The 25919-nt window shown below is 46.2% G+C and carries 30 protein-coding genes and 1 tRNA gene; 11 read left to right on the plus strand and 20 right to left on the minus strand.

All coding sequences use genetic code 11. From position 1 onward, the window contains the following. Positions 1-84 (plus strand) — tRNA-Leu (locus HRR27_RS12390). 133 nt (positions 85-217) lie between these two features. Then, positions 218-1135, plus strand: coding sequence for a patatin-like phospholipase family protein (locus HRR27_RS12395; protein WP_173274135.1), 918 nt, complete (start codon positions 218-220; stop codon positions 1133-1135). Positions 1136-1182: 47 nt separating this feature from the next. Here HRR27_RS12395 and HRR27_RS12400 read toward each other — a convergent pair whose 3' ends face one another. The 16 genes from HRR27_RS12400 to HRR27_RS12475 form a co-directional block, all read right to left on the minus strand. After that, a complete protein-coding gene (locus HRR27_RS12400; RefSeq protein WP_173274136.1) occupies positions 1183-2136 on the minus strand; it encodes a LysR family transcriptional regulator in 954 nt (317 codons plus the stop codon). A gap of 37 nt (positions 2137-2173) precedes the next feature. After that, positions 2174-2815 carry a BMC domain-containing protein gene (locus tag HRR27_RS12405; RefSeq protein ID WP_173274137.1) on the minus strand — a complete coding sequence of 214 codons (642 nt, stop codon included), beginning with the start codon at positions 2813-2815 and terminating at the stop codon, positions 2174-2176. Beyond that, positions 2812-3432: an RdgB/HAM1 family non-canonical purine NTP pyrophosphatase gene (gene rdgB, locus HRR27_RS12410; RefSeq protein ID WP_173274138.1), complete on the minus strand. Its 621-nt coding sequence runs from the start codon at positions 3430-3432 to the stop codon at positions 2812-2814. Before rdgB ends, HRR27_RS12405 begins: the two co-directional genes overlap by 4 nt. 149 nt (positions 3433-3581) lie before the next feature. Then, positions 3582-4907 (minus strand): SulP family inorganic anion transporter, encoded by a 1326-nt coding sequence (locus tag HRR27_RS12415; RefSeq protein ID WP_243830848.1) that lies wholly within the window; start codon positions 4905-4907, stop codon positions 3582-3584. Between the two features lie 552 nt (positions 4908-5459). Further along, complete coding sequence (locus HRR27_RS12420) at positions 5460-5687, minus strand: hypothetical protein (protein WP_173269841.1); 228 nt, start codon at positions 5685-5687, stop codon at positions 5460-5462. Then, positions 5684-5953 carry a 4a-hydroxytetrahydrobiopterin dehydratase gene (locus HRR27_RS12425; protein ID WP_173269838.1) on the minus strand — a complete coding sequence of 90 codons (270 nt, stop codon included), beginning with the start codon at positions 5951-5953 and terminating at the stop codon, positions 5684-5686. The genes HRR27_RS12420 and HRR27_RS12425 overlap by 4 nt, the downstream gene beginning before the upstream one ends. Continuing rightward, positions 5950-6498 carry a ferritin-like domain-containing protein gene (locus tag HRR27_RS12430; RefSeq protein ID WP_173269835.1) on the minus strand — a complete coding sequence of 183 codons (549 nt, stop codon included), beginning with the start codon at positions 6496-6498 and terminating at the stop codon, positions 5950-5952. The genes HRR27_RS12425 and HRR27_RS12430 overlap by 4 nt, the downstream gene beginning before the upstream one ends. Positions 6499-6530: 32 nt before the next feature. Then, on the minus strand, positions 6531-6839 hold the full coding sequence (gene csoS1, locus HRR27_RS12435) for an alpha-carboxysome major shell protein CsoS1 (RefSeq protein WP_173274139.1): 309 nt from the start codon (positions 6837-6839) through the stop codon (positions 6531-6533). Positions 6840-6865: 26 nt separating this feature from the next. After that, positions 6866-7153 carry an alpha-carboxysome major shell protein CsoS1 gene (gene csoS1, locus HRR27_RS12440; protein ID WP_279585868.1) on the minus strand — a complete coding sequence of 96 codons (288 nt, stop codon included), beginning with the start codon at positions 7151-7153 and terminating at the stop codon, positions 6866-6868. A gap of 29 nt (positions 7154-7182) precedes the next feature. Then, positions 7183-7473: an alpha-carboxysome major shell protein CsoS1 gene (csoS1, locus tag HRR27_RS12445; protein ID WP_173269824.1), complete on the minus strand. Its 291-nt coding sequence runs from the start codon at positions 7471-7473 to the stop codon at positions 7183-7185. A gap of 25 nt (positions 7474-7498) precedes the next feature. After that, on the minus strand, positions 7499-7765 hold the full coding sequence (locus tag HRR27_RS12450; RefSeq protein ID WP_173269821.1) for a EutN/CcmL family microcompartment protein: 267 nt from the start codon (positions 7763-7765) through the stop codon (positions 7499-7501). Between the two features lie 2 nt (positions 7766-7767). Further along, positions 7768-8025: an alpha-carboxysome shell vertex protein CsoS4 gene (locus tag HRR27_RS12455; RefSeq protein ID WP_173269817.1), complete on the minus strand. Its 258-nt coding sequence runs from the start codon at positions 8023-8025 to the stop codon at positions 7768-7770. 20 nt (positions 8026-8045) lie between these two features. Continuing rightward, entirely contained in the window at positions 8046-9536 is a 1491-nt protein-coding gene (locus HRR27_RS12460) for a carboxysome shell carbonic anhydrase (protein WP_173274140.1), read from the minus strand. Positions 9537-9562: 26 nt separating this feature from the next. Further along, positions 9563-11695, minus strand: coding sequence for an alpha-carboxysome scaffolding protein CsoS2 (gene csoS2 / locus HRR27_RS12465; protein ID WP_173274141.1), 2133 nt, complete (start codon positions 11693-11695; stop codon positions 9563-9565). A gap of 51 nt (positions 11696-11746) precedes the next feature. Then, positions 11747-12088, minus strand: coding sequence for a ribulose bisphosphate carboxylase small subunit (locus HRR27_RS12470; RefSeq protein WP_173269806.1), 342 nt, complete (start codon positions 12086-12088; stop codon positions 11747-11749). 52 nt (positions 12089-12140) lie between these two features. Continuing rightward, the gene (locus HRR27_RS12475) at positions 12141-13550 is read right to left on the minus strand and encodes a form I ribulose bisphosphate carboxylase large subunit (protein WP_173269803.1); all 1410 of its coding nucleotides are present in this window, start codon (positions 13548-13550) and stop codon (positions 12141-12143) included. 548 nt (positions 13551-14098) lie between these two features. Here HRR27_RS12475 and HRR27_RS12480 point away from each other — a divergent pair. The 6 genes from HRR27_RS12480 to HRR27_RS12505 all read left to right on the plus strand — a co-directional run bounded on the left by HRR27_RS12480 (position 14099) and on the right by HRR27_RS12505 (position 21192). Continuing rightward, entirely contained in the window at positions 14099-14497 is a 399-nt protein-coding gene (locus HRR27_RS12480; protein WP_173274142.1) for an SCP2 sterol-binding domain-containing protein, read from the plus strand. Between the two features lie 153 nt (positions 14498-14650). Continuing rightward, positions 14651-15841 carry a formate-dependent phosphoribosylglycinamide formyltransferase gene (purT, locus tag HRR27_RS12485; RefSeq protein ID WP_173274143.1) on the plus strand — a complete coding sequence of 397 codons (1191 nt, stop codon included), beginning with the start codon at positions 14651-14653 and terminating at the stop codon, positions 15839-15841. A 263-nt stretch (positions 15842-16104) separates the two neighbouring features. Continuing rightward, positions 16105-16524, plus strand: a complete 420-nt coding sequence (locus HRR27_RS12490; protein ID WP_173274144.1) for a flagellar protein FliS — start codon at positions 16105-16107, stop codon at positions 16522-16524. Between the two features lie 201 nt (positions 16525-16725). Next, on the plus strand, positions 16726-17610 hold the full coding sequence (gene rpoH, locus HRR27_RS12495) for an RNA polymerase sigma factor RpoH (protein ID WP_173274145.1): 885 nt from the start codon (positions 16726-16728) through the stop codon (positions 17608-17610). Positions 17611-17766: 156 nt separating this feature from the next. Continuing rightward, positions 17767-19941, plus strand: a complete 2175-nt coding sequence (gene ovoA / locus HRR27_RS12500) for a 5-histidylcysteine sulfoxide synthase (RefSeq protein ID WP_173274146.1) — start codon at positions 17767-17769, stop codon at positions 19939-19941. A gap of 63 nt (positions 19942-20004) precedes the next feature. Then, positions 20005-21192, plus strand: a complete 1188-nt coding sequence (locus HRR27_RS12505) for a MalY/PatB family protein (RefSeq protein ID WP_173274147.1) — start codon at positions 20005-20007, stop codon at positions 21190-21192. On the opposite strand, the gene HRR27_RS12510 is transcribed toward HRR27_RS12505, so the two are convergent. Next, positions 21181-21693, minus strand: a complete 513-nt coding sequence (locus tag HRR27_RS12510; protein WP_197905414.1) for a hypothetical protein — start codon at positions 21691-21693, stop codon at positions 21181-21183. The two genes, HRR27_RS12505 and HRR27_RS12510, sit on opposite strands and share 12 nt — an antisense overlap. An 88-nt stretch (positions 21694-21781) precedes the next feature. Here HRR27_RS12510 and HRR27_RS12515 point away from each other — a divergent pair, with 88 nt between their 5' ends. Beyond that, positions 21782-22024 carry a GlsB/YeaQ/YmgE family stress response membrane protein gene (locus HRR27_RS12515; RefSeq protein WP_173274149.1) on the plus strand — a complete coding sequence of 81 codons (243 nt, stop codon included), beginning with the start codon at positions 21782-21784 and terminating at the stop codon, positions 22022-22024. A 21-nt stretch (positions 22025-22045) separates the two neighbouring features. On the opposite strand, the gene HRR27_RS12520 is transcribed toward HRR27_RS12515, so the two are convergent. The 3 genes from HRR27_RS12520 to aroK all read right to left on the minus strand — a co-directional run bounded on the left by HRR27_RS12520 (position 22046) and on the right by aroK (position 24653). Then, entirely contained in the window at positions 22046-22957 is a 912-nt protein-coding gene (locus HRR27_RS12520) for a D-hexose-6-phosphate mutarotase (protein ID WP_173274150.1), read from the minus strand. Between the two features lie 76 nt (positions 22958-23033). After that, entirely contained in the window at positions 23034-24119 is a 1086-nt protein-coding gene (aroB, locus tag HRR27_RS12525; RefSeq protein ID WP_173274151.1) for a 3-dehydroquinate synthase, read from the minus strand. A gap of 9 nt (positions 24120-24128) precedes the next feature. Continuing rightward, the gene (aroK, locus tag HRR27_RS12895; RefSeq protein WP_173274152.1) at positions 24129-24653 is read right to left on the minus strand and encodes a shikimate kinase AroK; all 525 of its coding nucleotides are present in this window, start codon (positions 24651-24653) and stop codon (positions 24129-24131) included. A gap of 270 nt (positions 24654-24923) precedes the next feature. On the opposite strand from aroK, the gene gmk reads away from it, so the two are divergent. Both gmk and rpoZ read left to right on the plus strand, forming a co-directional pair. After that, entirely contained in the window at positions 24924-25538 is a 615-nt protein-coding gene (gene gmk / locus HRR27_RS12535; protein ID WP_173274153.1) for a guanylate kinase, read from the plus strand. Between the two features lie 153 nt (positions 25539-25691). Then, entirely contained in the window at positions 25692-25916 is a 225-nt protein-coding gene (rpoZ, locus tag HRR27_RS12540; RefSeq protein ID WP_173274154.1) for a DNA-directed RNA polymerase subunit omega, read from the plus strand. Positions 25917-25919 lie beyond the last annotated feature (3 nt).

The raw sequence follows: 25919 nt of genomic DNA on the forward strand, positions 1-25919 counted from the left end.
GCGAGCGTGGCGGAATTGGTAGACGCACCAGATTTAGGTTCTGGCGCCTTTGGTGTGAGAGTTCGAGTCTCTCCGCTCGCACCATATTCAAAACCCTGAGTTGATTTTCAACTCGGGGTTTTTTATTGCCCATAAAAAACCATTCATACATTTAATGCATCCAAACACATCGATCTTAACGGATTATTCTTAGCCGTTTTAAATATCGAGAAAAGCAATGCAAACCTTATTATCCAGCCATTCTGTTTTTAAAACTTCGGCTCTTTTTATAGGCGCCTTATTACTTTACGGCTGTAGCAGTACGCCTGAGTACTATCAACCACAAGTCCAAACCTTAGAAACCATACAACATAGCAATCCCCAAACAAGAACTTTAGCAATTGCCTTTGGCGGCGGAGGCGTGCGAGGTTTTGTGCATTTGGGCGTCATTAAAGCACTGGATGAGGCAAATATTCGCGCCGACTTAGTCACTGGCAGCTCGATTGGTGCGGTGGCAGCCACCTTATATGCATCAGGGCTACCCTATGCGCAAATCGAGAAAATTGTCATCGGCTTAGAATCGGGCGAAATTATCGACTTTGCACCACAAAGTATGGGCTTACTCGCACACAAAAACCTAGCAAAATGGATTGAACATCACGCAGGCGTCAATCAAATTGAAGACTTAGCCCTACCACTCGGCATCACCGTAACTCAACTTAACCGACACCAACCTCTCCTCATTCATCAAGGAGAACTTGGCAAAGCGGTACAAGCATCGACTACCGTGCCCGGAACCTTTATTCCACTAATGGGTTTGGATAGCATCTGGCTGGATGGTGGGATATTAAATATCCTACCTGTCCGTTTTGCGAAGGCACTCGGTGCGCAAAAGGTTATCGGTGTAGATATTTATTGTGGTGAACAAACTTACCAAGCGCAAAACGCGTTTGGAGTGCTACTGGCGAGCAACCGACTTCAAAGTTGTGCGCTTGCAAAACCAGATCAGCAATTGGCCGACGTCCTTATCCAACCAAACTTCGAACCGAAAGACCCAAAAAGCTTTGCTGAATCACGTGCCGCCATTGACGCAGGCTATCAAGCAACCTTGCTCGTCATACCCAAAATACAACAATTACTGGCCAGCCCAAAATAAAAAAACCCGTAATCAAACGGGTTTAGCTATGCACATACTGCAAACATCTAGGCGGTCTGAATGTAATCTTCGCTACATAACTGCAAAAACTCCAAAAACTCTTGAGCTAAAACAGAAAGTTCCTTGCCTTTCGGATAAACGATATTCCATTGTTTCTGGATTGGAAAACCCTCTACATCCAGTTCACTAATCGGCCCGTTCAAGCGCTCGTCACGATACAAAGCATGCAATGAAACACAAGCAACCCCTAAATCTCCAATGACGCAATGCTTAATTGCCTCATTGGTTTCCATGGTTAAGCGTTCTTTAATTTTCAAACCCTGAGCAGCAAATAAAGATTCAACGGCAGAACGGATACCAGAACCTTCTTCGCGCATGATAAAAGGCTCTTCCGCCAAACGCTTTAAAGAGACTTTTTTGCCTACTAATTCATGTTCAGGGTGCGCGATAATAACCAAAGGATTGGGGATGTAAGGAACAACCTCCAGATCATGTGCGTTGCTTGGGACCTGTCCAATGATATATAAATCATCTAAATTTTGTTCTATTCGCTTAAACAGATTTTCGCGATTAGTAACCTTTAAGCTGAGTTCGATATCCGAGTGTTTTTTACAAAATGCACCCAAAGCTTTTGGCGTAAAGTATTTTGCAGTAGTGACAACGGCAACCCGTAAACGACCGCGTTTCAAACCCTTATAATCATCCAGCATAATTTCTAGGTTAGAAAGCCGATTAATGATTTCACGGCAACTGCTGGCGACTTTTTCGCCGACTTCAGTCAAATAAATATTACGCCCAACCTGCTCGTACAAAGGCATATCAATCGCCTCGGCAAAGCTTTTGACCTGCGCGGAAACTGTCGGCTGCGTTAAAAACAACTCTTTGGCGGCACGCGTAAAACTAAGATGGCGTGAAACAGCCTCAAAAATCTGAATTTGACGCAAAGAGGCATGGCGCAATAAAAAATGACTGTTGGTATTACTATTTGATAAACGGTTCATGCTTGTTTCCCGAACATCCCTTTATTCAAGATACAATCTACATTTCATCCGTACAAGCCGGACCATTCGGCCCGTTCAAGCGCGTCAAGGCTGCTGACGCAGCACGCGCCGCCTCTTGTACATCGGCCTCTTTCCCTGCCATAATCAAACGCCCGTAAGCGCCCACAGCACGCGCTTCAATCAAGGTGATATTTGCCGCTTTCTCCGCTTCGTTCGCCGCATAGATAATATACCCTGCCGGATCCGTTTCCATGATCAACATACATTGCCCAGGAAGAATCATCGACCCCTTTCGATTATCACGGTTAATCAACGTTGCATGATCCGGCGTAATCGAACGGATAACTTCATGCCACATCAAACGACAAGGGTGGCGTGTACTGTGTTCTGTGTTCATATAACGCAGCATGTGATCACCCGATTCCAATACATCACTCTGTACGCGGTGATGCACAAAAATCGAACCGTAAGATCGTTCAACAATCTGTTGACCAAGATGGACGTTAGAGGCTTTGAGCGCGATATCCGACAGGCGATGAACCGCCATACCCGGCGCCACTTCAACCCACAAACAACTGTCACCCGGAACAGGAAGGAAACCCATTGAGGCCGTCCCCATATAAGCCGCAAGTTGGGGCTGTAAAGAGTCGATAAAGACCCAGGTACGTAACTCAATCATCCGCGTAGCGCCTTATCTTGCAACCATTGGGCCACGACTGAACGTGCTGCTTGGGCACGTGCACTAATTTCATTTTTAACCTCTAATGGAATATCCGCAGCAACACGGAAGCGATCACGGTCCCAAAAAAATGAATCATAACCAATCCCATAAGGGGTGCGCTCTTCCATTAAAATTTCACCATTCCAACGCCCCATTCCAACAATTGGAGCAGGGTCCTTAGGATGACGCACTAATACCACTGCACAATAATAATGTGCCTTCCGCTGCGCATAAGGTAAACCCTGTAAAGCGGCCAATAAATGCTGACGGTTTTGGGATTCGCTTGGTTTGCTCGTACCGAATTTATCCGCGTAGCGTGCCGAATAAATCCCCGGCTCACCCTGTAACGCATCAACCGATAAACCGGAATCATCGGCAATGGCAGGCAAACCTGTTTTAGCACTGGCATAACGTGCTTTTTTTAGGGCATTCTCTAGATAAGTGTCACCATCTTCAACGGCTTCATCACAAAAGAAATCCGTCTGCAGATGAAAATTACGCGCTAACGGCTGTAGCAAAGGAAGAAGCTCATTTACCTTATGCGGATTACCGGTTGCGATTACGATGGATTCCATAAATTCTAATTTATTTCCGTTATTTCTTGGTCGTCCATAAACGACAAAACGACGACAACTCAAGTTGCGTCGAAAAATTTTAAAGCCTTAACCAAAGCCTATTGGAGCATGCGTCCAACAGACTTCAGTTACCACTTTCGCTAAACAGATTAATTAATCTCTTTTTCGTCGTCTTTAAACTTACTGAAGTATTGACGCACAATCGTACCGGTCGGCTGACACTCAATCTTCGAGAAAATCACATAGTAAATCAATGCGTGTACAACTAAGGTAATAATCAAGCCTTCAAAAATCCCAACCTTGAATACCAACAGACCACACAAAGTTGCTAGCAACATGGCATAAGGACCATGCTTCGCCGTGTGCAAAACCCCCATTACCATTTTTATGCCAACAAACGTCATGATAATTGCTAAGGCAAAGTACGGCAGATGATCAAGGTATTGACTATTGAAAACAAAAAAAGTGATCAATAACCCGATGATCAATACCGATAACTTGGTATAAGCACCGGCTAAACGGTTGGTGGACGACTTCGCTAAACCATCAAGGTTCGTCATACCGCCAAAAAATGACGAGCCCATGTTCGATACCCAAATCGATAACAACGAGTTGTTAGAATTACATGGACGCTTTAATGGATCGATTTTCTCGATAGCCGCGTTCGACATTACTTGCTCGATAACATCCACCACAGCAAGCATTAAAGCAAAGAAGAAAGCGTAGACCCACATCCAAGCGGAATCAAAACTCGGAATCGGCAGCGCCAAAGTAAACTCAACGTCTTCTACTTTAAGCATTTTCACATCGACAAACATTGCTGCAATAATGCCATACACAATCAGTGCAAAATAAGGAATCGCTGGTTTGGTGTCTTTATACTTCTTAAACAGCATAAAGAATAAGATTGCACCAATAACCGAAAGTGCAATCACTTGCACGCGTGCATCGCTCCAAAACTCTTCGCCTGCTGCAACGCCGACGGGCAGCATCCAAAGAAAAGGCATGAATTTCAACGCAATCTTCAAACCGATGCCGGCCAGTAAACCCTCGACCAAATAACCGGGAACCGCCATCAGCAGATAGCGCTGCCAATTAAACTTCCAAATCAAAGCTTGAAAGGTTGCGGTCAAAAAGATAATGAACGCCATGTTCTGGATGCCGAAAGTCGCAACGCCCATTGCAAGGATTGGCGCAAGGCCAGCAGCAATACCCGGCGCACCGATAAAGTTACCTGGACGGAACCAAGCAAAAAGGAAACCGATAAAAGAAGCAAAAGCCACTGTTGCCAGACCTACCTGAATCGGATAGTCAGACATCAGAGCAATACCAATCGATAAAGGAATTGCCATGGTTGCGGTGATTACACCCGCTTGAACATCGCGCACCGCATATTCAGGACGGAAAGCCGCCGAACCAGGATTGTTAATTTGTGTGTTCTGAGTTGTCTCAGTATTCATGTTTTCTTGTGCCATCGTTTTCTACACCTTCATAATGACAATTGATAAACAAATCCATTGGACCTGCTATTAACTGCTTCTTACTGTCATGCCGCTTCAGGAATTGGCTCAACCTGAGAGCAAATAAGTAACCGCCATCAAACACCGGCGGCACACAATTTTTGTCGTTCTGCTCTTAGTACGACCAAGTTACTTACTAAGTAAAACAGCAAAGACCCGTTGAAAGAGATAAAAACAGGCTTTGTAGTCTCCAAAAGCAAACTTTAAGAGGATAATCGGTTTATTTGCGATTAGCAATCAAGATTATTCCTGAGTAACCAAACTTTTGGCCTAGTTAAACCTTTAACATCCTAGTGAGTTCGATAGTAAATTGGAAATTGATAAAACAACTCCAACCTATAGAAACTATCAATAGATAAATGCACAAAAATTTACAATTACCCTATAAAAGCAGTTCAATTTCTAAATGAGACACACATTACTCACAACTTAACCGCTCAAAAACCTAAAAAAAAAGGATATGCCATGGCATATCCCTCTTTATTGCTCTATCGCAAGCGATAAAACTTAATCCGGCCAGACTCGACGTCTTGGGAACGCCTTAATCTTGTCCGCAATGTGTGTCTCTTGCGCATCCGCTTTCACCGCAGGTTTCGCTGCCGCTTTGGCTGGTGCTTTCTTAACCACTGGCTTTTTCGCCGCAGTTGAAACTGACTCCACCGGCGCAGCACTCTCTGCTGGGCTGGCATCTGCCATCACATTTGCTGGAATTTCACCACGATTCTGTTCACTCATTCCGCTGTCTCCTGAGTCACTTTAAGCAGAGCGCCATCAATACCCTGCGCTAACGCAAAATCGATGTCACTCAAACCCGATTGCTCGTGAGCGTAAATAATTACCGAGACATGTTCTCGTCCGAAGCTGAGATTTGGGTGATGCCCGACGGTTTCTGCAACCTCCGCAACTTCATCCAAAAATTCACGCAGGACATCGAAACTCGCGAACTCGTATCGCGCTTCTAAGGTCCCCGCTTTATCTCGTTGCTTCCACTTTGGACTCATACAAAGTTCCATTGTGGTACCGGATTCGCGGCCATGTTTTGGTAGTACTCTTCTAGCCAACCTTGTACTCGAACCAATTGCGTCTGTTCTTCTTCTAAAAGACGAGAGAACAACGCAAAATCATCCGCAGCACCCACATTTTGACTGTACTGTGTTGCTTCACCGTAAAGTTGAATCAACGCCAGTTCTCGCGCTTCACACGTGCGCAGCGCTTCAATAATGTTGTTCGCTGAATTCGCTGGACTGAGAATACTTCCCGCCGGTAAAGCACCTTGGCTTACCATTCGGTCCGTAATCAGATTGGCGTGTTGAAATTCTTCGTTTGCCAAGGTCACAAAACCTTCTGCAAACTGCATTTCGTTGCGGAACTTCGATAAGGAAGCCTGAGCCAGATAATGCTGACCTGCTGAAAACTCCAAGCTCAATGCACGACCCAAGTAACCTAATATTTGCGTATTCGGCGCTTGAGTTTGTGCACTTTCAAAGCGAGGGTAAGCGGCAGCGCCCGGCAGGACATTGCCTTGCATATTCGGTTGGTAACGCATTCGTGCCTCCTGGTCTCAGTGAGAATTAACCCTTACAGACGTTTCGCTGAACCGGTGTTGCCCATTACTAGAACAGGCTCCACTTCGTTATGTGGACGGGCAATGATGTGCGCCGCAACCAGACCGTCACCAACGCGCTCACACGCGTCTGCGCCAGCACGTACTGCTGCGTTAACCGCACCGGTTTCACCACGAACCATAATGGTGACATAACCACCACCAACAAATTCACGCGAAACAAGACGGACTTCCGCCGCTTTCGTCATAGCATCCGCTGCTTCGATTGCAGGAACAAGACCACGCGTCTCGATCATACCTAGTGCAATTCCATATTCACTCATGAATAGGCTCCTTAAAATAGGGGGGATTATTGAGCGGTAAGTACCGGTTCAACTTCTTTGTGTGGACGTGCAATGATGTGTGCTGCAACTAGACCGTCACCTACACGCTCACACGCGTCTGCGCCAGCGCGAACGGCTGCGTTTACCGCACCTGTCTCACCACGAACCATAATGGTTACATAACCACCACCAACAAACTCGCGAGAGACTAAACGTACTTCCGCTGCTTTGGTCATCGCATCAGCCGCTTCGATGGCTGGTACTAGACCACGTGTTTCGATCATTCCTAGTGCAATACCGTATTCACTCATGATTTTCTCCTGACTAATAGGGGGTTATAAACTTATGCTTTTTCTGCAGTTAAAACAGGTTCAACTTCTTTGTGTGGACGGGCAATGATGTGCGCCGCAACCAGACCGTCACCAACACGCTCACATGCGTCTGCACCAGCACGTACTGCTGCGTTGACCGCACCTGTCTCACCACGAACCATAATGGTTACATAACCACCACCTACAAATTCGCGGCTAACTAGGCGTACTTCTGCCGCTTTAGTCATCGCATCCGCTGCTTCAATCGCTGGAACTAAGCCGCGGGTTTCGATCATGCCTAAAGCAATACCATATTCACTCATCGGTTTCTCCTTTCGAGTTTTTTATTCATTTGTCATCTGGGTTGATGATGTCCTGCCAATTATCAATTATTCCGGACACCGTTAAATCACTTAGTAATCGTTTGTCTCCAGCGGCGTCTCGCGCCGCAGAGTTGGCAATCGTAAATACCCAATCGCCTTCTTTGGTGCCAATCGGGTCCATGCCTACGGCTGTGCCCCCGCCTAGCGTTTTTAATTCTTTGAGCGGCAGATGCCCTAAATCATCTAGTCGACTGGTTAGGGTGATTTGTCGGCCTATTTGATGGATCTGCATCGCTACTTGCTCTCCCAGTCCCATTTGTCGAGGATTCCGACAATGGTCAAGTCGCTTGGGTAGCCTTTGGTTCCGGTCGCATCTCGCGCCGCTGAACTGCCGCAACACAATACGAAGTCGCCTTTTCGACAGCCTACCGGGTCAACCGCAACCATCGGACTGCCACCCGGTTTGTCTTCCACTAACAGCAACGGCATATAGTCCATCATCGCTATTCGATTGGTAGAGACTACCGTGCCGGTAACACGCCAAATTTTCATCTTTTGTTTTCTCGACTCAATTAAATCTCAGAAGTTAGTTTAATTGCGGCCGCATGAGCATTGTGATCTCGTAATGTGCACAACGTATGCAACATTCCTGTTTTAGAAAGTTCGCTAAACTGCTCATGCACCGCTTTTTCAATTCGACGCGCTTTCTTTATCGCGCGATTTCTCGACTCCGCCACGCGCCCGTCAAAATCAACGCGGATGATAACCGGAATCGGCCTGCCGTGGCAAAGATTCAATTTTTTAAAAATTTTAATACCGACCTGTACATCAGCCAGCCCTTCTTCGAACGTCTCAAGAAAGCTATAGTATGTTAGGTTGCGCAGCTGAACTTCTTCAAAGCCACTACCAATACCAATAAAGCGTTCCGCATGGCCTAAATCCTTATAACAACCGGATTCAAAACGATGTACGTAGTCGATTTGCGCCATATTGCGCTCAATCAACCAAGCCAACAAATTACGCAGATTCGCATCTTTATCATCCTGTCGGGCACGGCGATTGCCAACGACCAAGGACTGCTTTATCTGTTTCTTTGCTGTCTCAGCATTTAAATTCAATGTTTGGTGGTAGAGTGTTTGCGTTTCCACATAGCGCTCTAATTGCACCTGGCCATGTTCATCTGGAACATGCACCCGTAAACTGTCGTCGTCTGTGTTCACACCTAGTAACACAACGTCGATGGTTGACCCACATCCAAATCGATTTTCAATCGCTTGACGAAAATCTATTAGCTTGTCGAGCGCGGCTTGTGCTGCTTGCGCATCATCACTACTGTGCGCGGCACAACCTTGGTGCTGCGGATCGGCTTTTGAGAAATGATAAGACGCGATTTTTAAATATCGTGTCGGTTCACTGGCCGCATTCGGCTTTGCTTCTCGAAAGCGCATATGTTCAATAAAAACCCAGTTGCGTACGCTTTCACTCACATCGAATAAAGCGCCGGCGTGGGCTTTTCGGCGAACCAAATCGTATGGCAGCCGCAATATGTAACTGACAATATGTGCAAGACGTCCGTCGGCACATGGCGCAATTCCAACCGCATGGTATCCCAAAGCGTGAAGTTGCTTGGCAGTAGGTGCCGTTGCTTGACCCTGTAATGGATCTTGATCAAAAAACACTTGGCTAAACGCCAAGAACTGTTCGAACACGCATTGGCTATAAAGCGTTCTTAAGTTCAAACCACCAATACTGGCTTGTTGTAATACGTCCAGTGGTAGTTCAAATCCAAGCTCGGCTTGGAGCGTTTTGTTAGCCCAGCTTATAAAGTCCCGGCGACCATAACCTTCAGCCAACTTTTCAAGCACCACCGCGATATTATCGAAGCGGGCTTTAGAAGCCAGTTCATAGGCACGGAGCCGTTCATTTACAAGCTGGTCAACTAAAGGGTGAGACTGGCCAATCGTCGTAAACTGCCCCGCTGCTAGTACTTTCCTTTTATAGGGAATCGGCCTAGGCAGCGCTGGTCTACTTCGATTTTGTCGTTCTCGCCCTCTTGCTAACATAACTTTACTCGTTTACAACTCTAAGGTTAGGCGCGCGCGCCACCCGATAAGGTCACTTTCGCGCCAGTATCGGTATTTCCTGCAGAACCTGTAATTACGCTTTGTGGAACTTCTGGCATTGCTTGCGGACGGTAATTATGAGCCCCCATTACCTGCGCTGGCTTACTATTGCCACCACGGTAAGAAGGGTTGCGTTTGGTTGCCCATTCGCCTTCCGTTCCGGTCACTTTGCTACTGCGGTCCCAGCCGTCACCTGTAATACGCGAACCTTGTTGTGGCGCTTCTTGTGGAGGCGCAACAACCGGTGTTTGCATTACGACAGGAGCAGCTTGTCGCATCATCTGTGGTGCATTGACCGGCGCAGCGGGAACATTGCTGCGCATTAGTTGTGGAAAGTCTGACTCGCCAGGGCGAGCTGCATTTGCTTGACCACCGCATACTGCTGCAGTTTGACCTGCACCTTGGTATGGCGTTCCAGTAACTAATTTACAAGCTCCGATCTGCGCCCCGGTTAGGCCCTCTGGCCCCGGTTTAGCGCCGGTCATTGGGTGCTTTCCCAGCATAACAGACCCCATAGTACGCTGTTGAATTTCTGCTCTCGCTTCCATTCCACAACTTGAGATATGCTCAAACGACATATATGGAGTTCCGGTAATTGCCTTACAGCTACCTGCTTCAGCACCAGTCATCCCAGTGGTTGAACCACTGCGATCACCCGAAATCGACTGACCACGGGAAGTACTCGAAACGGTAATTTGGTAAGGCATGACTTCAGGTTGCTGCGTACCACAGAAAGTTTCTGTTTCCTCAACACCTTGGTAGCCGGTACCACTCACTGTTTGGCAATAACCACGTTCATCACCAGTAACATCTTCAATACGCCCTACCTGTGTACCCGTAGTGTAATTGCCTGCCGCTGTGTGCGAAGCCATCACCTTGCGTGGTGCACTTGGTTCATTGGGACGAATTGTGGTGGACTGCGAGCGATAGCTGTCCATTCCAGTTACTTTAGAAGCACCTTGATCATTCATTTGTGTTGCGTTAACGCTAAAACCAGTCGCCTTTTTAGGCTCGCTAGATTTAACATTACAGAAAAGTTCACTTTGATCGGCTGGTAAGTATTCAGTTCCTGTAATCACTGAACACGCTCCTGCACGATCACCCGTTACCGCGGCGGCATTGCCAACTGCTGTCCCACTCACGGCTTCACCATGAGTTGTTTGCGTACGGGTTACTTTTGGCTTTCCCGCTGTTGGTACACTTTCGCAGTAAGTGTTGAACTCTTCTGAACTAAAATATTCTGTACCGCTAACAACTTGACATGCACCGAATTCGGCACCTGTCATACTACCTTGTCCGACTTGCGTACCCGAAATCCCTTGACCAGCAAGAGTGGTAGAGAAGCCTACCTTTCCAGGGGCACTGTTGCGACCTTTACGGCCACGATGTGTGCTGCTGCTTGCCGTGCCGCAGGTTTTCCCGCGAGTACAGCGATCAACACGAACAGTACGTGCAATATCACGGCTTGAAGCTTCTGGATTGTACATACGCGCAACAGCTCCAGCTTGACTACCTTTTGACTTATAAGCAGTTTCAGCAATTTTACCTAGCGTACGCGCCTTACGGTGCGCTCTAGACATACCACGACCCGGATTGGCATTCACAGCAACCGCTGGAGCAGCTTTCACTTCTCTGCGACCACTCGGATTGCCACGAGTAGAGGTAAGGTTTTTTGGAGCCGCTTCAACTTTAGGCGCAGGCGCTTCAGTCTGTTTTGGCGCACTTTGTGCCGCTACACGGTTCTGATAAGCCTTCGCTTTCGGATGAAGATTATTGCTCGCCTGCTTCTGATAACCACGGTTACCACGAAGCTGCGCTTGACGACGTTTCTGAGCGGCTTCACGCCCTTCTGCAACCACCACTGGACGACCAAGCTGAGCACGCTCTTGTGGAGCGCTCATCGGAGCAACTTTCGCTGCACTTGGAGCCACTGGCGCAGCGCTGACTGTACGCTGCTGAGCACGCGATGGAATCGGTGCTGGAGCAGGTGCAGTGTGACGCTGACTTGCAGAAGTTTTTGTCGGGGAGGTAGACGCACCACCAAGCTGTGCTTGACGGCGTGCTTGCGCTGCTGCGCGACCACTTTGAGATTGACTCATTTTTTGGCCTCCCTTTTCATTCGTTAGTTAATCAAATAATCCAAACAGCAATTACATGCCACGTGGTTTGTAAACTACGAACTCATGACCTTTACACTGAGTGTAGTTGTCGTAACCAACAACGCGAATCAGGTGGTCTGGGTATTGACGACGACATTCTTCAATCTCCGCCAATACTGCGTTCGGATCACGCATACCAAAGAATGGTAGCTTCCACATATCCCAGTATGTCGATTGGATATTCGCAACAGTATCATGCTCGATTGATGGTGCCCAACCTTGGTTGATTAGGTACACGATCTGGTCGTAGATTTCATCAGCAGTAAGCTCTGGTAGGAAACCAAATGTTTCCATTGTGAACTTAGTGCGGTAATCAGTTGTGTTAAAAGACATCTTTTAAACTCCTTATTAACGGATTTGTTCAAATTCAGGGGATTGGCGACGATTAGGCGTCTAGCTTATCTACTGTGTCGAATTCGAACTTGATTTCTTTCCAAGTCTCTAGGGCTACTGCTAGCTCTGGAGAGTAACGCGCTGCGTCACGTAGGATGTCTGCACCTTCACGCTCTACATCACGACCTTCGTTACGTGCTTTAACACACGCTTCTAGCGCTACACGGTTTGCCGCAGCACCTGCCGCGTTACCGCCTGGGTGACCTTGCGTACCACCACCGAACTGTAGAACTGAGTCATCACCGAAGATGGTTACTAGCGCTGGCATGTGCCATACGTGGATACCACCTGATGCAACTGCGAATACACCTGGCATTGAACCCCAATCTTGGTCGAAGAATACACCGCGTGAACGGTCTTCTGGTACGAATGCTTCACGTAGTTGGTCAACAAAACCTAGCGTTGACGCGCGGTCACCTTCTAGTTTACCTACAACTGTACCTGTGTGAAGTTGGTCACCACCAGATAGACGTAGACATTTCGCTAGTACGCGGAAGTGAATACCGTGACGTGGGTTACGGTCGATTACTGCGTGCATCGCGCGGTGGATGTGTAGCAGGATACCGTTTTTACGACACCATTTTGCTAGACCCGTGTTCGCTGTGAAACCACCAGTGATGAAGTCGTGCATGATGATTGGCTGACCTAGGTCTTTCGCGAATTCAGCACGCTCGTACATGTCTTCTGGGGTTGCTGCCGTTACGTTTAGGTAGTGACCTTTTTTCTCGCCTGTTACTTCTTGCGCTTTGTTTACCGCTTCTGCAACAAACTCGAAACGGTTCTGCCAACGCATGAACGGTTGTGAGTTGATGTTTTCGTCATCTTTCGTGAAGTCTAGACCGCCACGTAGACACTCGTATACCGCACGACCGTAGTTCTTACCTGACAAACCTAGTTTTGGCTTGATGGTACAACCTAGTAGTGGACGGCCGTATTTGTTCATACGATCACGTTCAACTTGGATACCGTTTGGTGGTCCCATACACGTTTTGATGTATGCGATTGGGAAACGGATGTCTTCTAGACGCAGTGAACGTAGTGCTTTAAAGCCGAATACGTTACCTACCAATGAAGTTAGTACGTTTACAACTGAACCTTCTTCAAATAGGTCTAGTGGGTAAGCGATGAATGCGTAGAACGCTTCTTTATCACCTGGTACTTCTTCGATTCGGTATGCACGTCCTTTGTAGAAGTCCATATCCGTTAATAGGTCGGTCCATACTGTGGTCCAAGTACCTGTTGAAGATTCTGCTGCAACCGCTGCTGCAACTTCTTCACGCGGAACACCTTGCTGACCTACGATTTTGAAACAAGCCAATAGGTCTGTGTCTAAAGGTACATAGTCTGGAGTCCAATAAGTCAACTGGTAGTCTTGTACACCAGCATCAAATGTTTGTGCCATAGTTAAATGCTCCCTTTGAGGTTGGAGTTGAATTAAAATTCAGGGTACATAATAGAGACCACTTCCCCCAATAACAAATTGAAAGAAATGATGTAGTAGATTGAATATTCTCTATAGGTGCCTGTCGACATATCAATCTTAGTCAATTCTGAACTATCCCGAGCCGCCTTAGTTTTCATAAAGAGACTTGCGAATAAATCCATAGGTTTCCAACTGGATTTATTCGCACACCTCTCAGCTAGTGCGACTCTTAAGCGCAACTAATATACTCACATTTGATGTGTAATGAAATAATTAATTCCCCTAGTTTTTCTGTTTTTTTTATTTTGTCCTTGAATTTCACCACTCTGCACCATTAACAAAATCCTAATATTTATATAAATGAGTAATGGATAAAGATTTCCTATTGTCCAAAAAAGAAACCAATCCGTATCATGAACAAGTTTGCCTTCAATCATTGAAGGAAAAGCAGCCGATTTCAACGACAAACTTACAAATGAAATCGAACGATAAAAAATACATTGCTAATAACTATAGAGGCTACAAAAATGGCAGAACTTTTTTCAGACGATTGGATGAATCAACTTAAAGATGCATGGAATGCAGATCCAGAAGTAAAAGATGCCTTGGCAAAAATCAACTTCTGCTCAACCATTAGCTGTGGTTTTAAATCTGATGACAACCCAACCGGTGTTTTCGTTGTCGAAAATGGTGAGTGTACTCGCGCCGGCAACTGGAACGGTGAAACGTCTGATTGGGATATGCGCGCCGATGAAGATAACTGGCAAAAATGGATGAAAAAGCCACTTGGCATGACATCTATGGGCATGGCTGTTGCCACAGGTAAACTTAAATTTGCTAAAGGCGATTTTGGCTCGATGATCAAAAATCCATCGATGGCAGGCCCTTTCATTAAAAGCTTTGCTTTAATGTCCAAAATCGGGTAACTCTTGAACAGATTTCATCTCTGATTTTTGAAAAAGCGCATCTTATTTGCGCTTTTTTACTTTTATCCATTCACCCTTGCGACTTCTTTTATAATAAACGCCCTTTTTGGCAGCAATGCTTGCTGCCCACGTTCGTTATATTAAGGAGTGGTTATGACAACTATCGGTACCCCATTTTCTGCTACGGCGGTGCGCGCCATGCTTTGCGGTTCAGGCGAACTGGGCAAAGAGGTCGTAATTGAACTGCAACGCCTAGGCGTTGAAGTGATTGCTGTAGATCGTTACGCAAACGCCCCCGCCATGCAAGTTGCCGATCGCAGTCACGTGATTAACATGCTTGATGGCGAAGCACTGAGAGCATTAATCGAACAAGAAAAACCAGACATGGTCATTCCGGAAATTGAAGCCATCGCCACCGATACACTTGCCGCCATGGAGCAAGAAGGGCTGCGAGTGATTCCAAATGCACGCACAACCCAATTAACCATGAACCGCGAAGGCATTCGTCGTTTGGCCGCAGAAGAACTCGGCCTAGCAACCTCCACATATGAATTTGCCGATAACCTCACTGACTTTACCGCTTCAGTACATCAAGTAGGAATGCCGTGTGTTATCAAACCAATTATGAGCTCTTCAGGTAAAGGGCAGAGTGTCATCAAAAGTGCCGACGACATTCAATCGGCATGGGATTACGCACAAGAAGGCGGACGCGCCGGTAAAGGTCGTGTGATTATCGAAGGCTTTGTTGACTTTGATTACGAAATTACCCTTTTAACGATTCGCCATAAAGACGGCATCAGCTTTTGTGAACCGATTGGCCACTACCAAGAAGATGGTGACTACCGCCAATCTTGGCAACCGCACCCAATGAGCCCGACAGCACTGAGCAACGCTCAAGAGATTGCGCACAAAGTGACCGAAGCCCTATGTGGTGAGACGGGACGTGGTATTTTTGGTGTCGAACTTTTTGTTAAAGGCGATTCGGTATTCTTCTCTGAAGTCTCACCACGTCCACACGATACCGGCCTAGTGACCCTAATTTCACAAGATTTATCAGAATTTGCGCTACACGTCCGCGCTATTCTTAATCTTCCAATTCCTAATATTGTGCAACATGGCCCAAGCGCTTCAGCAGTCATTTTACCAACTGGAACCTCAACACAAACCAGCTTCAGCCATCTCGATCAGGCACTGGCAGAAACAGACACGCAAATTCGTTTATTTGGTAAACCGGAAATCAATGGCCGTCGCCGCATGGGCGTTGGTTTAGCCCGCGCCAGCAACATCGATAGCGCAGTCGAAAAAGCCAAACGGGTTGCCGCTGCAGTTCAGGTTAACTTTTAATCTTGCCGTTTATTCGTTGCCGCAGAAACACCAGCGGCAACTTTTGCCTTATCTGCCGTTACCAATGGCAAGATTGCCACGCGCATCCACATTCTTTTGTACTCAACGCAGCACCTCCATAGACTTTTACACGCACTTTTCCTTTTTTGGCATACCCCATGCTTTAACGAATACAACAAAAAGCGCTATCTGTTTTTTGAATAAAAAAATTGCCATTGCCAGCAAAGGACATATGGCCGCTAAACACGCAGGGGAACCAAATTATGACAACTCAACCGACACAAAGAACGGTACAGAATTCCATACTTGCCGAATATCAGCGTAATCCTCAGAAAGAAAAAGCCTTGGCGACAAATCCAGAAGAAGCTGTCGCACTTTTACTGCAAGGAGCAATTAACAAAGGCAATCTTGCAATTGAATGCCACAACACACGTAGCTTCACTGAAAAAGGATTCCATATTGGACGCATGACGAGCATTGTTGATGCTTTACGCGAACGCCTTAACTTCAATTTCAAAATTGGCTATGACTTAGAAACACTTTATTACTATGTCGACTTATGCCTCCAAGAATCGGTATACGAAGTCGGTACCGACAAGCTTGAAGCCGCTATTCAGATTCTTGAAGAAATTCAAACCGCTTGGAGCATCTCCATTGAAGACGCTCTGGCAAAGACAGCTTAGCACACCAGATAACTCCCCCTTGCAAGACCGTCCATTTAACGGCGGCCTTGCCCGCACAAAACATCATAAGCTACTGTTTTCATTCTGCTTTTCGTTAAATATTAACGAATCATGAAATAAGCAGGACGCATGCTTGCAATGACTACCGAATCTCAGTATATTGTCAATCAATAATTGCTTAACTTTTGGAGTCAACCGAGTATGACCGCTAACTTATTAGCCAAACCCAACGTCTCTAAAAATGGATTAGCTACAGCTTCTGCGTTGGACTTAGCCCCAGGTAAAAACCTCGAGGCCTACTTACGTACCGTACAAAGCATTCATCAACTCAGCGCGGAAGAAGAACGCGCCTTAGCAGAACGCTTGTACTATCAAAAAGATCTTGATGCCGCGCGCCAATTAATTCTTTCATCACTACGCTATGTAGTACCCGTTGCACGTTCTTACAACGGCTACGGACTTCCCTTAGGCGATATTATTCAAGAAGGTAATATCGGTCTAATGAAAGCTGTCAAACGCTTTAATCCTGAGGAAAGCGTACGCTTAATGACCTTTGCAGTGCATTGGATTCGTGCTGAAATCAACGAATACGTGATTAAAAACTGGCGAATTGTCAAAACCGCAACAACCAAGGCACAACGTAAACTGTTTTTTAAACTGCGCAGCAGCAAAAAATCCCTTGAGTGGTTTGGCAACAGCGATGCGGATCAACTCGCAAAAGAACTGGGCGTAACCCGTAAAGACGTTTTAGAAATGGAAAGCCGTATGTACGGTAAAGACATTTCTGTCGATATGCCGGATGACGATGACAACCAAAATACCACCTTTCCAATTTTGGTTAGTCAAGAAGCCGACCCTGCGCAGGTACTGGAACAAGAAAACTATGCTGAGTATGAGATGCAGCGAATGCAAAATGCCCTTGCCTCTTTGGATGAGCGTAGCCGAGACATCCTACAAAAACGCTGGCTCACAGAAAACAAAATCGGTTTAAAAGAGCTTTCGGAAGAATATGGCGTTTCCATGGAACGTATCCGCCAAGTTGAAAAACAGGCGCTGAACAAACTCAAAGCTCAGATGCTCGCCTAATCCTAGTCCTTCTAAACCCGCCAAGCGCGGGTTTTTTATTGCTCTCAAATCTTGATGTATAAATTATCTAATTTATAGTATACAGAACCTATACAAATCAAAAAATCATGTTAGGATGTTGGCATTGCTTCTGAGAAAACTCATAGGATGAATTTTATGGAAACTGCCTTTTCTGCTGATGTCTTTAACAAATCGCTGCCAATTAATCAGCAATGCAATTTAATTAGTCATAACATTGTGCTGAATCATGGCGATGTAGAAAGCAAACGTGCCGAAATCAAGAGTTACTTTAATCAAACGTTCGATCTCTACGAAGCACTGTTTGAAACGCTCGCGAATGATGAGGCTTTTTACCTTAGACCCTGTAGCCTAAGACACCCTCTCATTTTTTACTTTGGTCACACCGCGACTTTTTTCACCAACAAATTAGTGCTCGCCAAATTATTACCCAAACGCATCAACCCGCAAATCGAAGCGATGTGCGCGATTGGCGTTGATGAAATGTCATGGGACGACCTCAACGATGCCCATTACGACTGGCCAAGCGTGCAAGCGATACGCAATTACCGCCAAGAAGTCCGCGCCGCAATCAACCAGCTTATTGATCAGGTTGAATTTACAATGCCAATCAACTGGCAAAGCCCATTATGGCCAGTAATGATGGGAATTGAACATGAACGAATCCACTTAGAAACATCATCCGTACTGATCCGCCAACTGCCGATTGAATCGGTTCTTCCCAGCCCGCTGTTCCCACTCTGTCCACTACAAGACGTATCTGCCCCAAATAATACGCTTCTAACGGTAACCGCCGGTGATATAAACATCAATCACCAAGACCCTGCGCAATACTACGGCTGGGACAATGAATACGGTAAGCACCACGCCCATGTACAAGCGTTTAAGGCCAGCCAATACCTCGTCAGCAACCAAGAGTTTTTCGAATTTGTCGAAGCAGGTGGCTATGAAAACAGTCAATACTGGGACGAAGAAGGCAATCGCTGGCGTACTTTCTCGCCAGTCAAACACCCAAGTTTTTGGCTACAAAAGGACAATAAATGGTATTTGCGCTGCATGACCGACGAAATTGCGATGCCTTGGAGTTGGCCAGCAGAAGTCAATTTCCATGAAGCTGCGGCTTTTTGTCGCTGGAAAGCAGAACAGACTGGCAAGCCAATTCGCCTACCAAGCGAAGATGAATGGTTGCGCTTACGAGACTTCAGCCAAGCGCTAGACTATCAGGATGAGGCCAATTGCAATCTGCAGATGTATGCATCCTCAACGCCGGTCAATGGCTGTGCGGCGGGCGATTTTTTTGATGTCATCGGTAATGTCTGGCAGTGGACACAAACACCGATTTATCCTTTTGATGGTTTCAAAGTGCACCCACTGTACGATGACTTCACCACCCCCACATTCGACAATCAACACAATATTTTCAAAGGCGGTAGCTGGATTTCCACCGGCAACGAAATTAACGGCCATTCACGATACGCTTTCCGGCGACATTTTTTCCAACACGCCGGCTTTCGTTATATTGAATCCAAAGCCGAAGTGCAAACCGAGTTTTCCACTTACGAAACCGATGGTTCCGTTGCTCAATACTGCGAATTTCACTATGGCGCAGAATATTTCAATGTACCGAACTTCGCTAAAACCTATGCTCAGCACGCCATTAATATCATCAGCACCGACCGAGATTTCTCACATCGTGCCGATTTACGTGTATTAGAAGTTGGCTGCTCAGTTGGCCGCGCTTGTTTTGAACTCGCGACTTATTTTAATGAAGTGACTGGCTTAGATTTTTCGGCACGTTTTATCCGTATTGCCAATCAATTGCAAACCACTGGCTCTGTGCTTTATACCATTCCACAGGAAGGTGAAATCATGGCATTTAAAGAACAAAAACTTCGTGATTTAGGCCTCGCGAAAACAGCCAGTAAATGCGAATTTTTGCAACAAGACGCCAGCAATATGAAACCCATATTTACCGGCTATGACATGATAATTGCGGTCAATCTGCTAGATCGACTGTATGAGCCAAAGAAATTTCTGCAAGACGTGGCACATCGTCTGAATGACGGCGGGTTATTAATGCTGGCCTCACCTTACAGCTGGGATGAAACCTTTACCCAAAAAGAGAACTGGCTCGGTGGCTACAAAGACGGCCAAAGTGGAGAAAATGTGCATACATTAGAAAGTATTGAACAACTTCTCTCTCCCGACTTTGCTATGCTGGGAGCACCGCAAGACATTCCATTTGTCATTCGCGAAACGCAACGCAAATTCCAGCACACGATGTCGCAACTTACCTTATGGAAAAAGCGCTAATTCAGCACGAGTCAATACCTCATGCCCGCGCCTTGCGGGCATTTTTGTTTTAGGATTAAGCCCATGCACGACTTTCAACACAGCCTTTCACGTGAGGGCACGCATGCCGAAAAATACGCGCTACGCCAAACATTGTTCGGCACAGATGATCTCTTACCAATGTGGGTAGCCGACATGGACTTACCCACACCGCCATTTATTATCGAAGCATTACAACAGCGCCTTACGCATCCAATTCTCGGCTACCCGCACACACCAGAGAAGGTATATCACTCGATTATCGAATGGCACAACGCGACGGGCTTATCGGTTCAAAAGAACGATATTGTGTTCACGCACAATGTCGCCAATGGCTTTATGATGGCAGTAGCGGCTTACACTCAAGCGCATGATGCCGTCATGCTGATGCCACCCGTTTATCCACCGTTTTTTGACGCCATTAGCCGCCATGGCGGCTTGACCATTGAAGCGCCATTGGTTTTACATAACAACCGCTATGCAATTGACTTTGACTCGCTAGAACAGAAAATCCAAGCGTTTCACGTGAAGCTTTTACTCTTTTGCCACCCGCAAAATCCGTCCGGCAGAGTCTGGGCCCAAGAGGAATTAACCCAATTAGCCGACATTTGTGTGCGCCATAAGGTTATCGTCGTATCAGATGAAATCCATGCCGATCTCACTTATCCACCACAGAAACATATTCCGCTCGCATCCTTAGAGCATCCCATCCGCGAACAAACCATTACGCTCGCCTCGCCCGGAAAAACCTTTAACCTTGGCGGACTTCAAATTGGGTATGCACTTATTCACAACACCAAACTCCGACAAGCTTATCTTGACTACTGCAAAGCCAATGCCATTTACGACTTGAACTTGTTCGCGCAAATCGCCCTTGCAGCAGCCTATACAGAACAAGGAAAAGAGTGGCGCAACGCGCTACAAAATCACTTCACAGCAAACATCACGCTGCTCGATAACTTTTTCAAAGCGAACCTGCCAGCGGTCAACGTAATGAAGCCTGAGGCCTCTTATCTTGTTTGGCTGGATTTCCGCGCAATCTTTACCAGTCAGCAAGCGCTAAAAAAGTGGCTGATTGAGGATGCCAAACTCGGTTTAAACGATGGTGAAAGCTTTAGCGGCAAAAGCCAAGCCGGAACCGGCTTTATGCGAATCAACCTTGCCGTCTCAACACAAACCCTAGAACAAGCCCTGAAACAGTTGCAACAAGCCTTACCCAAACTAAACAGATAAATCATCCAAGCGGAGAATATTACAATGCGGGTCTTGATCATGATCGCTCAGCAACCAGATTTGTTCAAAAGGGTGGCGTTCGATGGGCAAAAGTAGATGGGTATGTTCAGCAAACTGCGCAGTTTGCCAGTGCGGATTAAGATTGCGAATCACTAACCACACTTTTTTGGATTCATAACATTTCGCAGATTTTTTGCACAGCACCTGATTCAACGCTTCCAATAAACGATGATTTGGAGGCGTTTTCTGCAAATGCCGTAAGGCCGCTAGGGTCTCATCCGAAAGACTGCGACCCAACACCTGCTTGGCCTCTTCTTCACTGCCATACAGATGAGCAATTTCCAAATCAACCTGCTCACCATCCAAATAACAACTGACATCCGGCTTACGCGGTGTGTTATGCCAGATATGCCGCATCGGCACACCAAACTGCTTTTCATAACGACGCATAAAAAGACGTGCGGCCTGATGCTCCAAACGAAGTTTTTCGCTGTCACTCACAATATTTTTCGACCTTACAACCTGCAAAAATTGCATTTAAAGCGAGTTTACAGGTAATGTAAACGCCTTGACAATACGAGAGGCGACTATGAACTTAATTGTTTTTCTGATGATCGGCGCGATTGCCGGTTGGCTTGCCGCTAAATTAATGAAAGGCCGTGGGTTTGGCTTATTTGGAAATCTGATTATTGGGGTGATTGGCGCTCTAATCGGCGGGTTTGTGTTTGATATTTTAGGCATAACCGCCAATGGTTTTATCGGTTCAATTATCACCGCAACCATTGGCGCAGGCATCTTGCTATATGCCGCAAAATTAATGAATCAACGCTAAGAAGATGCCAAACCTAACCGTTTAAGGCTTGCTAATCGCAATCTGTAAACGGTGCTTGCCTTCTGGCGCAATGGTTACTGCATCGTCCCAAATATTGCCGTTTTCAATACAGACAAACTGCGTCCAATGGTCTGGATGAATGTCTTTAAAACCTTTCACCGTTTCAGGCCCCGGGTTCCATAACACACTGGACGCGGCATTCGATGCCTCAATCTGCAATGCCGGTTTTCCGCCCGCGCTAACCGTTAAAGTTGGCTGCACCTGCAAATACACACTGTCCATTGGCGGTTTAACCAAGAGCTTTTCTGTGACATCGCGAGATTGATTATCCTTAAGCGTATCAATTTCTTCCGCGCCTTGCAGACCATCAACCAGCAGTTTTGCATTAATCGGCAGTTTAAAATACGTATGTAAAGCTTCCGTGATTTTTAACGGTATCGGGTTTAAATTACTGGTAGTCAACGTCAAACCAAGTGTTTCGCCTACCACAACCTGCAACGACAACAAAAACTCATAAGGCCAAATTGCACGCGTCTCAGCATCGGCTTGCGTAGTAAATTCAACCAAAGTTGCACCGTTTTTAAGGGTTTCAATCCGAGCCAAATGCCATGACTTTTTACGCACTAAGCCATGTCCTTGTGGCTCTGCGCCGTCTTCTAAAGGCGAGTTAAACTCGGCCTTATAAGCACCAAACCAAGGCCAACATATCGGCACACCTCCACGCACGGGGGTTTTGTTGTCATAAATCGCATTATCACTAACCCAAATCAAATCTTCACCCGCTTTGCCCTTACTATCCTTCGGACAGTAGCTTAAGACGGTTGCTCCGTGGGTTGTCATACGCGCAGTGGCATAATCGTTATCCACCTCAATCATCGGCACATCGCCACACATTGAAAAACGCAAACCTTTAATGTGGTTCCACTCTGTCATTTACTTGCTCCAAAACTAAAAAACGGTACCTTAGCTGCCTAATGTACCGTTTTGCAAAAAGACTGCAATCAAAAGATTAAGGGCGCAAATCGTCTAAGGTTTTCTCCAACAATGCCTGTGGATAATCCCCCGTCACATACGCCTGACCGATCGCTTTAAGCAACACCAAACGAATTCTGCCGGCTTGCACTTTTTTGTCACCGGCCATTAAGTCTAGAAACATGGCCTTATCCATCTGCGCAGAACTCGGTGGCACAATAGGCAAGCGCGCCCGTTGTAAAATCGCCGCCGTACGTGCTTGATCCGCATCGCTTAAATCACCTAATAATTTAGACAAATAAACCGCTTGCATCGTACCGGCACTGATTGCCTCGCCATGCAACCAAACACCATAGCCCATGCCAGCCTCAATGGCGTGACCAAAAGTATGACCTAGATTAAAAAGCGCGCGAATGCCCGACTCTTTTTCATCTTTAGCGACAATGTCGGCTTTATTCTGACAAGAGCGCTCAATCGCTTCCGACAAGGCTTGTGGCTCGCGCGCCAATAACTTTTCTAAATTCTGTTCAAGCCACTCAAAAAACGGTAAATCAACGATTAAACCGTACTTAATGACTTCTGCCAAACCTGCTGATAACTGACGGTCTTCCAAAGTGTTCAAGGTGTTGGTATCAATGACGACACACTGCGGCTGATGGAAAGCGCCAATCATATTTTTGCCTAACGGATGATTCACCCCAGTTTTGCCGCCCACTGAAGAGTCCACCTGCGATAACAGCGTCGTTGGGATTTGGATAAAGTTCACCCCACGCTGATAAGAAGCTGCAGCAAAACCGGTCATATCACCAATGACTCCGCCGCCAAGAGCCACCAAAGTGCATTTACGGTCAAAACGACCACCAATCAAGGTGTCAAAAACCTTATTCAAGGTATCCAGATTTTTATACTGCTCACCATCGGGCAAAATCACTGCGTGCGTATCAAAGTCAGCAAACGCAGTTTTACACTGCTCTAAATACAAAGGAGCGACGGTTTCATTGGTGACAATCAACACCTGAGTGCCCTGCACAAATGGCTTAACTAATTCAGCATTACCCAACAGGCCTTGGCCGATGTAAATCGGGTAACTACGCTCACCCAAATCAACTTTTAGTGTCTTCATGATGTAACCTTAAATAATCTGTTCTTGCTGTAAACGGTCGTAAATTTGCTTAACCACGCGATGAACAGGCACCTGTTGAGTTTGAATCACCAAATCTGCCATCTCCAAATACCATGGCTCACGACGCTCCATCAAATCCTTCAACACCTGTTCGGGATTATCCGTTTGCAACAAGGGACGATTGCGATCATGACGCGTGCGCTGAATCAACGACTCTACCGATGACTGCAGATACACCACAAAGCCACGACTGCGCAAATGCTGCCGATTGGCTTCGCGTTCAACCACACCGCCACCTGTTGCCAAAACAACATCATTGCGCTGCGTGAGTTCATCAATCATCGCTATTTCGCGTTCACGAAATCCTGCCTCGCCTTCGATATCAAAAATCATAGGAATCGTCACCCCAGTTCGGGCTTCAATTTCATGATCACTATCAACAAAATCGTAGTGCAACTTATCCGCTAACAGCTTGCCGACTGTGGACTTTCCAGCCCCCATCGGCCCTACTAAAAAAATACTTTCTCTATGCATAGCGGCATTGTAATGGATTTATTCAGCAAAGTGTCTAGGCTCTGTTGAAAATTAAAGAAGCACTGTGCGAATAAGCGCTAACTCATCGCTTTTAACCCCTTGCACCCATCCAAAAACAAATATTCTCTGGTAAAATTGCAAACCTGTATTTGGCGGCGCCGATCTAAGAAGACATGGAACAACTCCAAATAGGGTCTTGTTTCCTAGTCTCCTTAAACCACCTTGAAACCTAATCCGCGCTCTGTTTATTTTGACAACAAAGGAGTAGCTATGAGTGGCTCTTTATATATCGTCTCCGCCCCTTCTGGCGCAGGAAAAACTTCATTAGTTAATAAACTGATTGAACAAGATTCACACATCATGGTTTCCGTTTCAACCACCACTCGCCCACAACGCGCGGGTGAACAAGACGGGATAAACTATCACTTTTCGAGCGTTGAAGGCTTTCAGGAAAAAATCGAACACGGTGACTTTTTAGAATATGCCGAAGTGTTCGGCAACTACTACGGCACATCCAAATCCGCAGTCGAATCTCAACTCAAAGCGGGTAAAGATGTGATTTTAGAAATCGACTGGCAAGGCGCACAACAAATTCGCAAGCTGATGCCGCAAGCAACGTCCATATTTATTCTGCCGCCTTCGCTTGAAGAGCTGCACCGCCGGTTGAATAATCGCGGAACCGACAGCGCAGAAATTATTGATGGACGCATGAACGAAGCGGTCAATGAAATGTCGCACTATCACGAATACGATTTTATCGTGATTAACTACCACTTTGAGAAAGCCCTAGAAGAACTGCATAGCATTTTCAAAGCCGGCCGCCTAACCCAAAAAGTGCAATCGCAGAACCACCAAAACCTGATTAACGGACTGCTTGGGAAATAACCTTCTCGCCAAACAATCAAGACAAAGGGCACGAAAACACGCAAATTCAGTTGCTTATAAAAATAACCAATAATTCCATGACCTTAAGGATTTATTTTTATCAGCGCTTTTGTTACATTACTCGTTTACGCAAAAATTTATGGGATAAAAAATATGGCACGCGTTACTGTCGAAGATTGTCTAACACAAGTAGAAAACCGTTTTGAACTTGTTATTTTGAGTGCCAAACGCGCTCGCCAATTAGCGAACGGCGCGGAAGCAACGCTCGCATGGGATAACGACAAACCAACCGTTATGGCACTACGCGAACTTGCAGAAGATACGATTGACGGCAAAGTCGTTATGAACGACCCAGACACCCCTCCTTTCTTTAACTAAGGA

The organism is Thiosulfatimonas sediminis (assembly GCF_011398355.1).
In the GTDB taxonomy this organism is placed as follows: Bacteria; Pseudomonadota; Gammaproteobacteria; order Thiomicrospirales; family Thiomicrospiraceae; genus Thiomicrorhabdus; species Thiomicrorhabdus sediminis_A.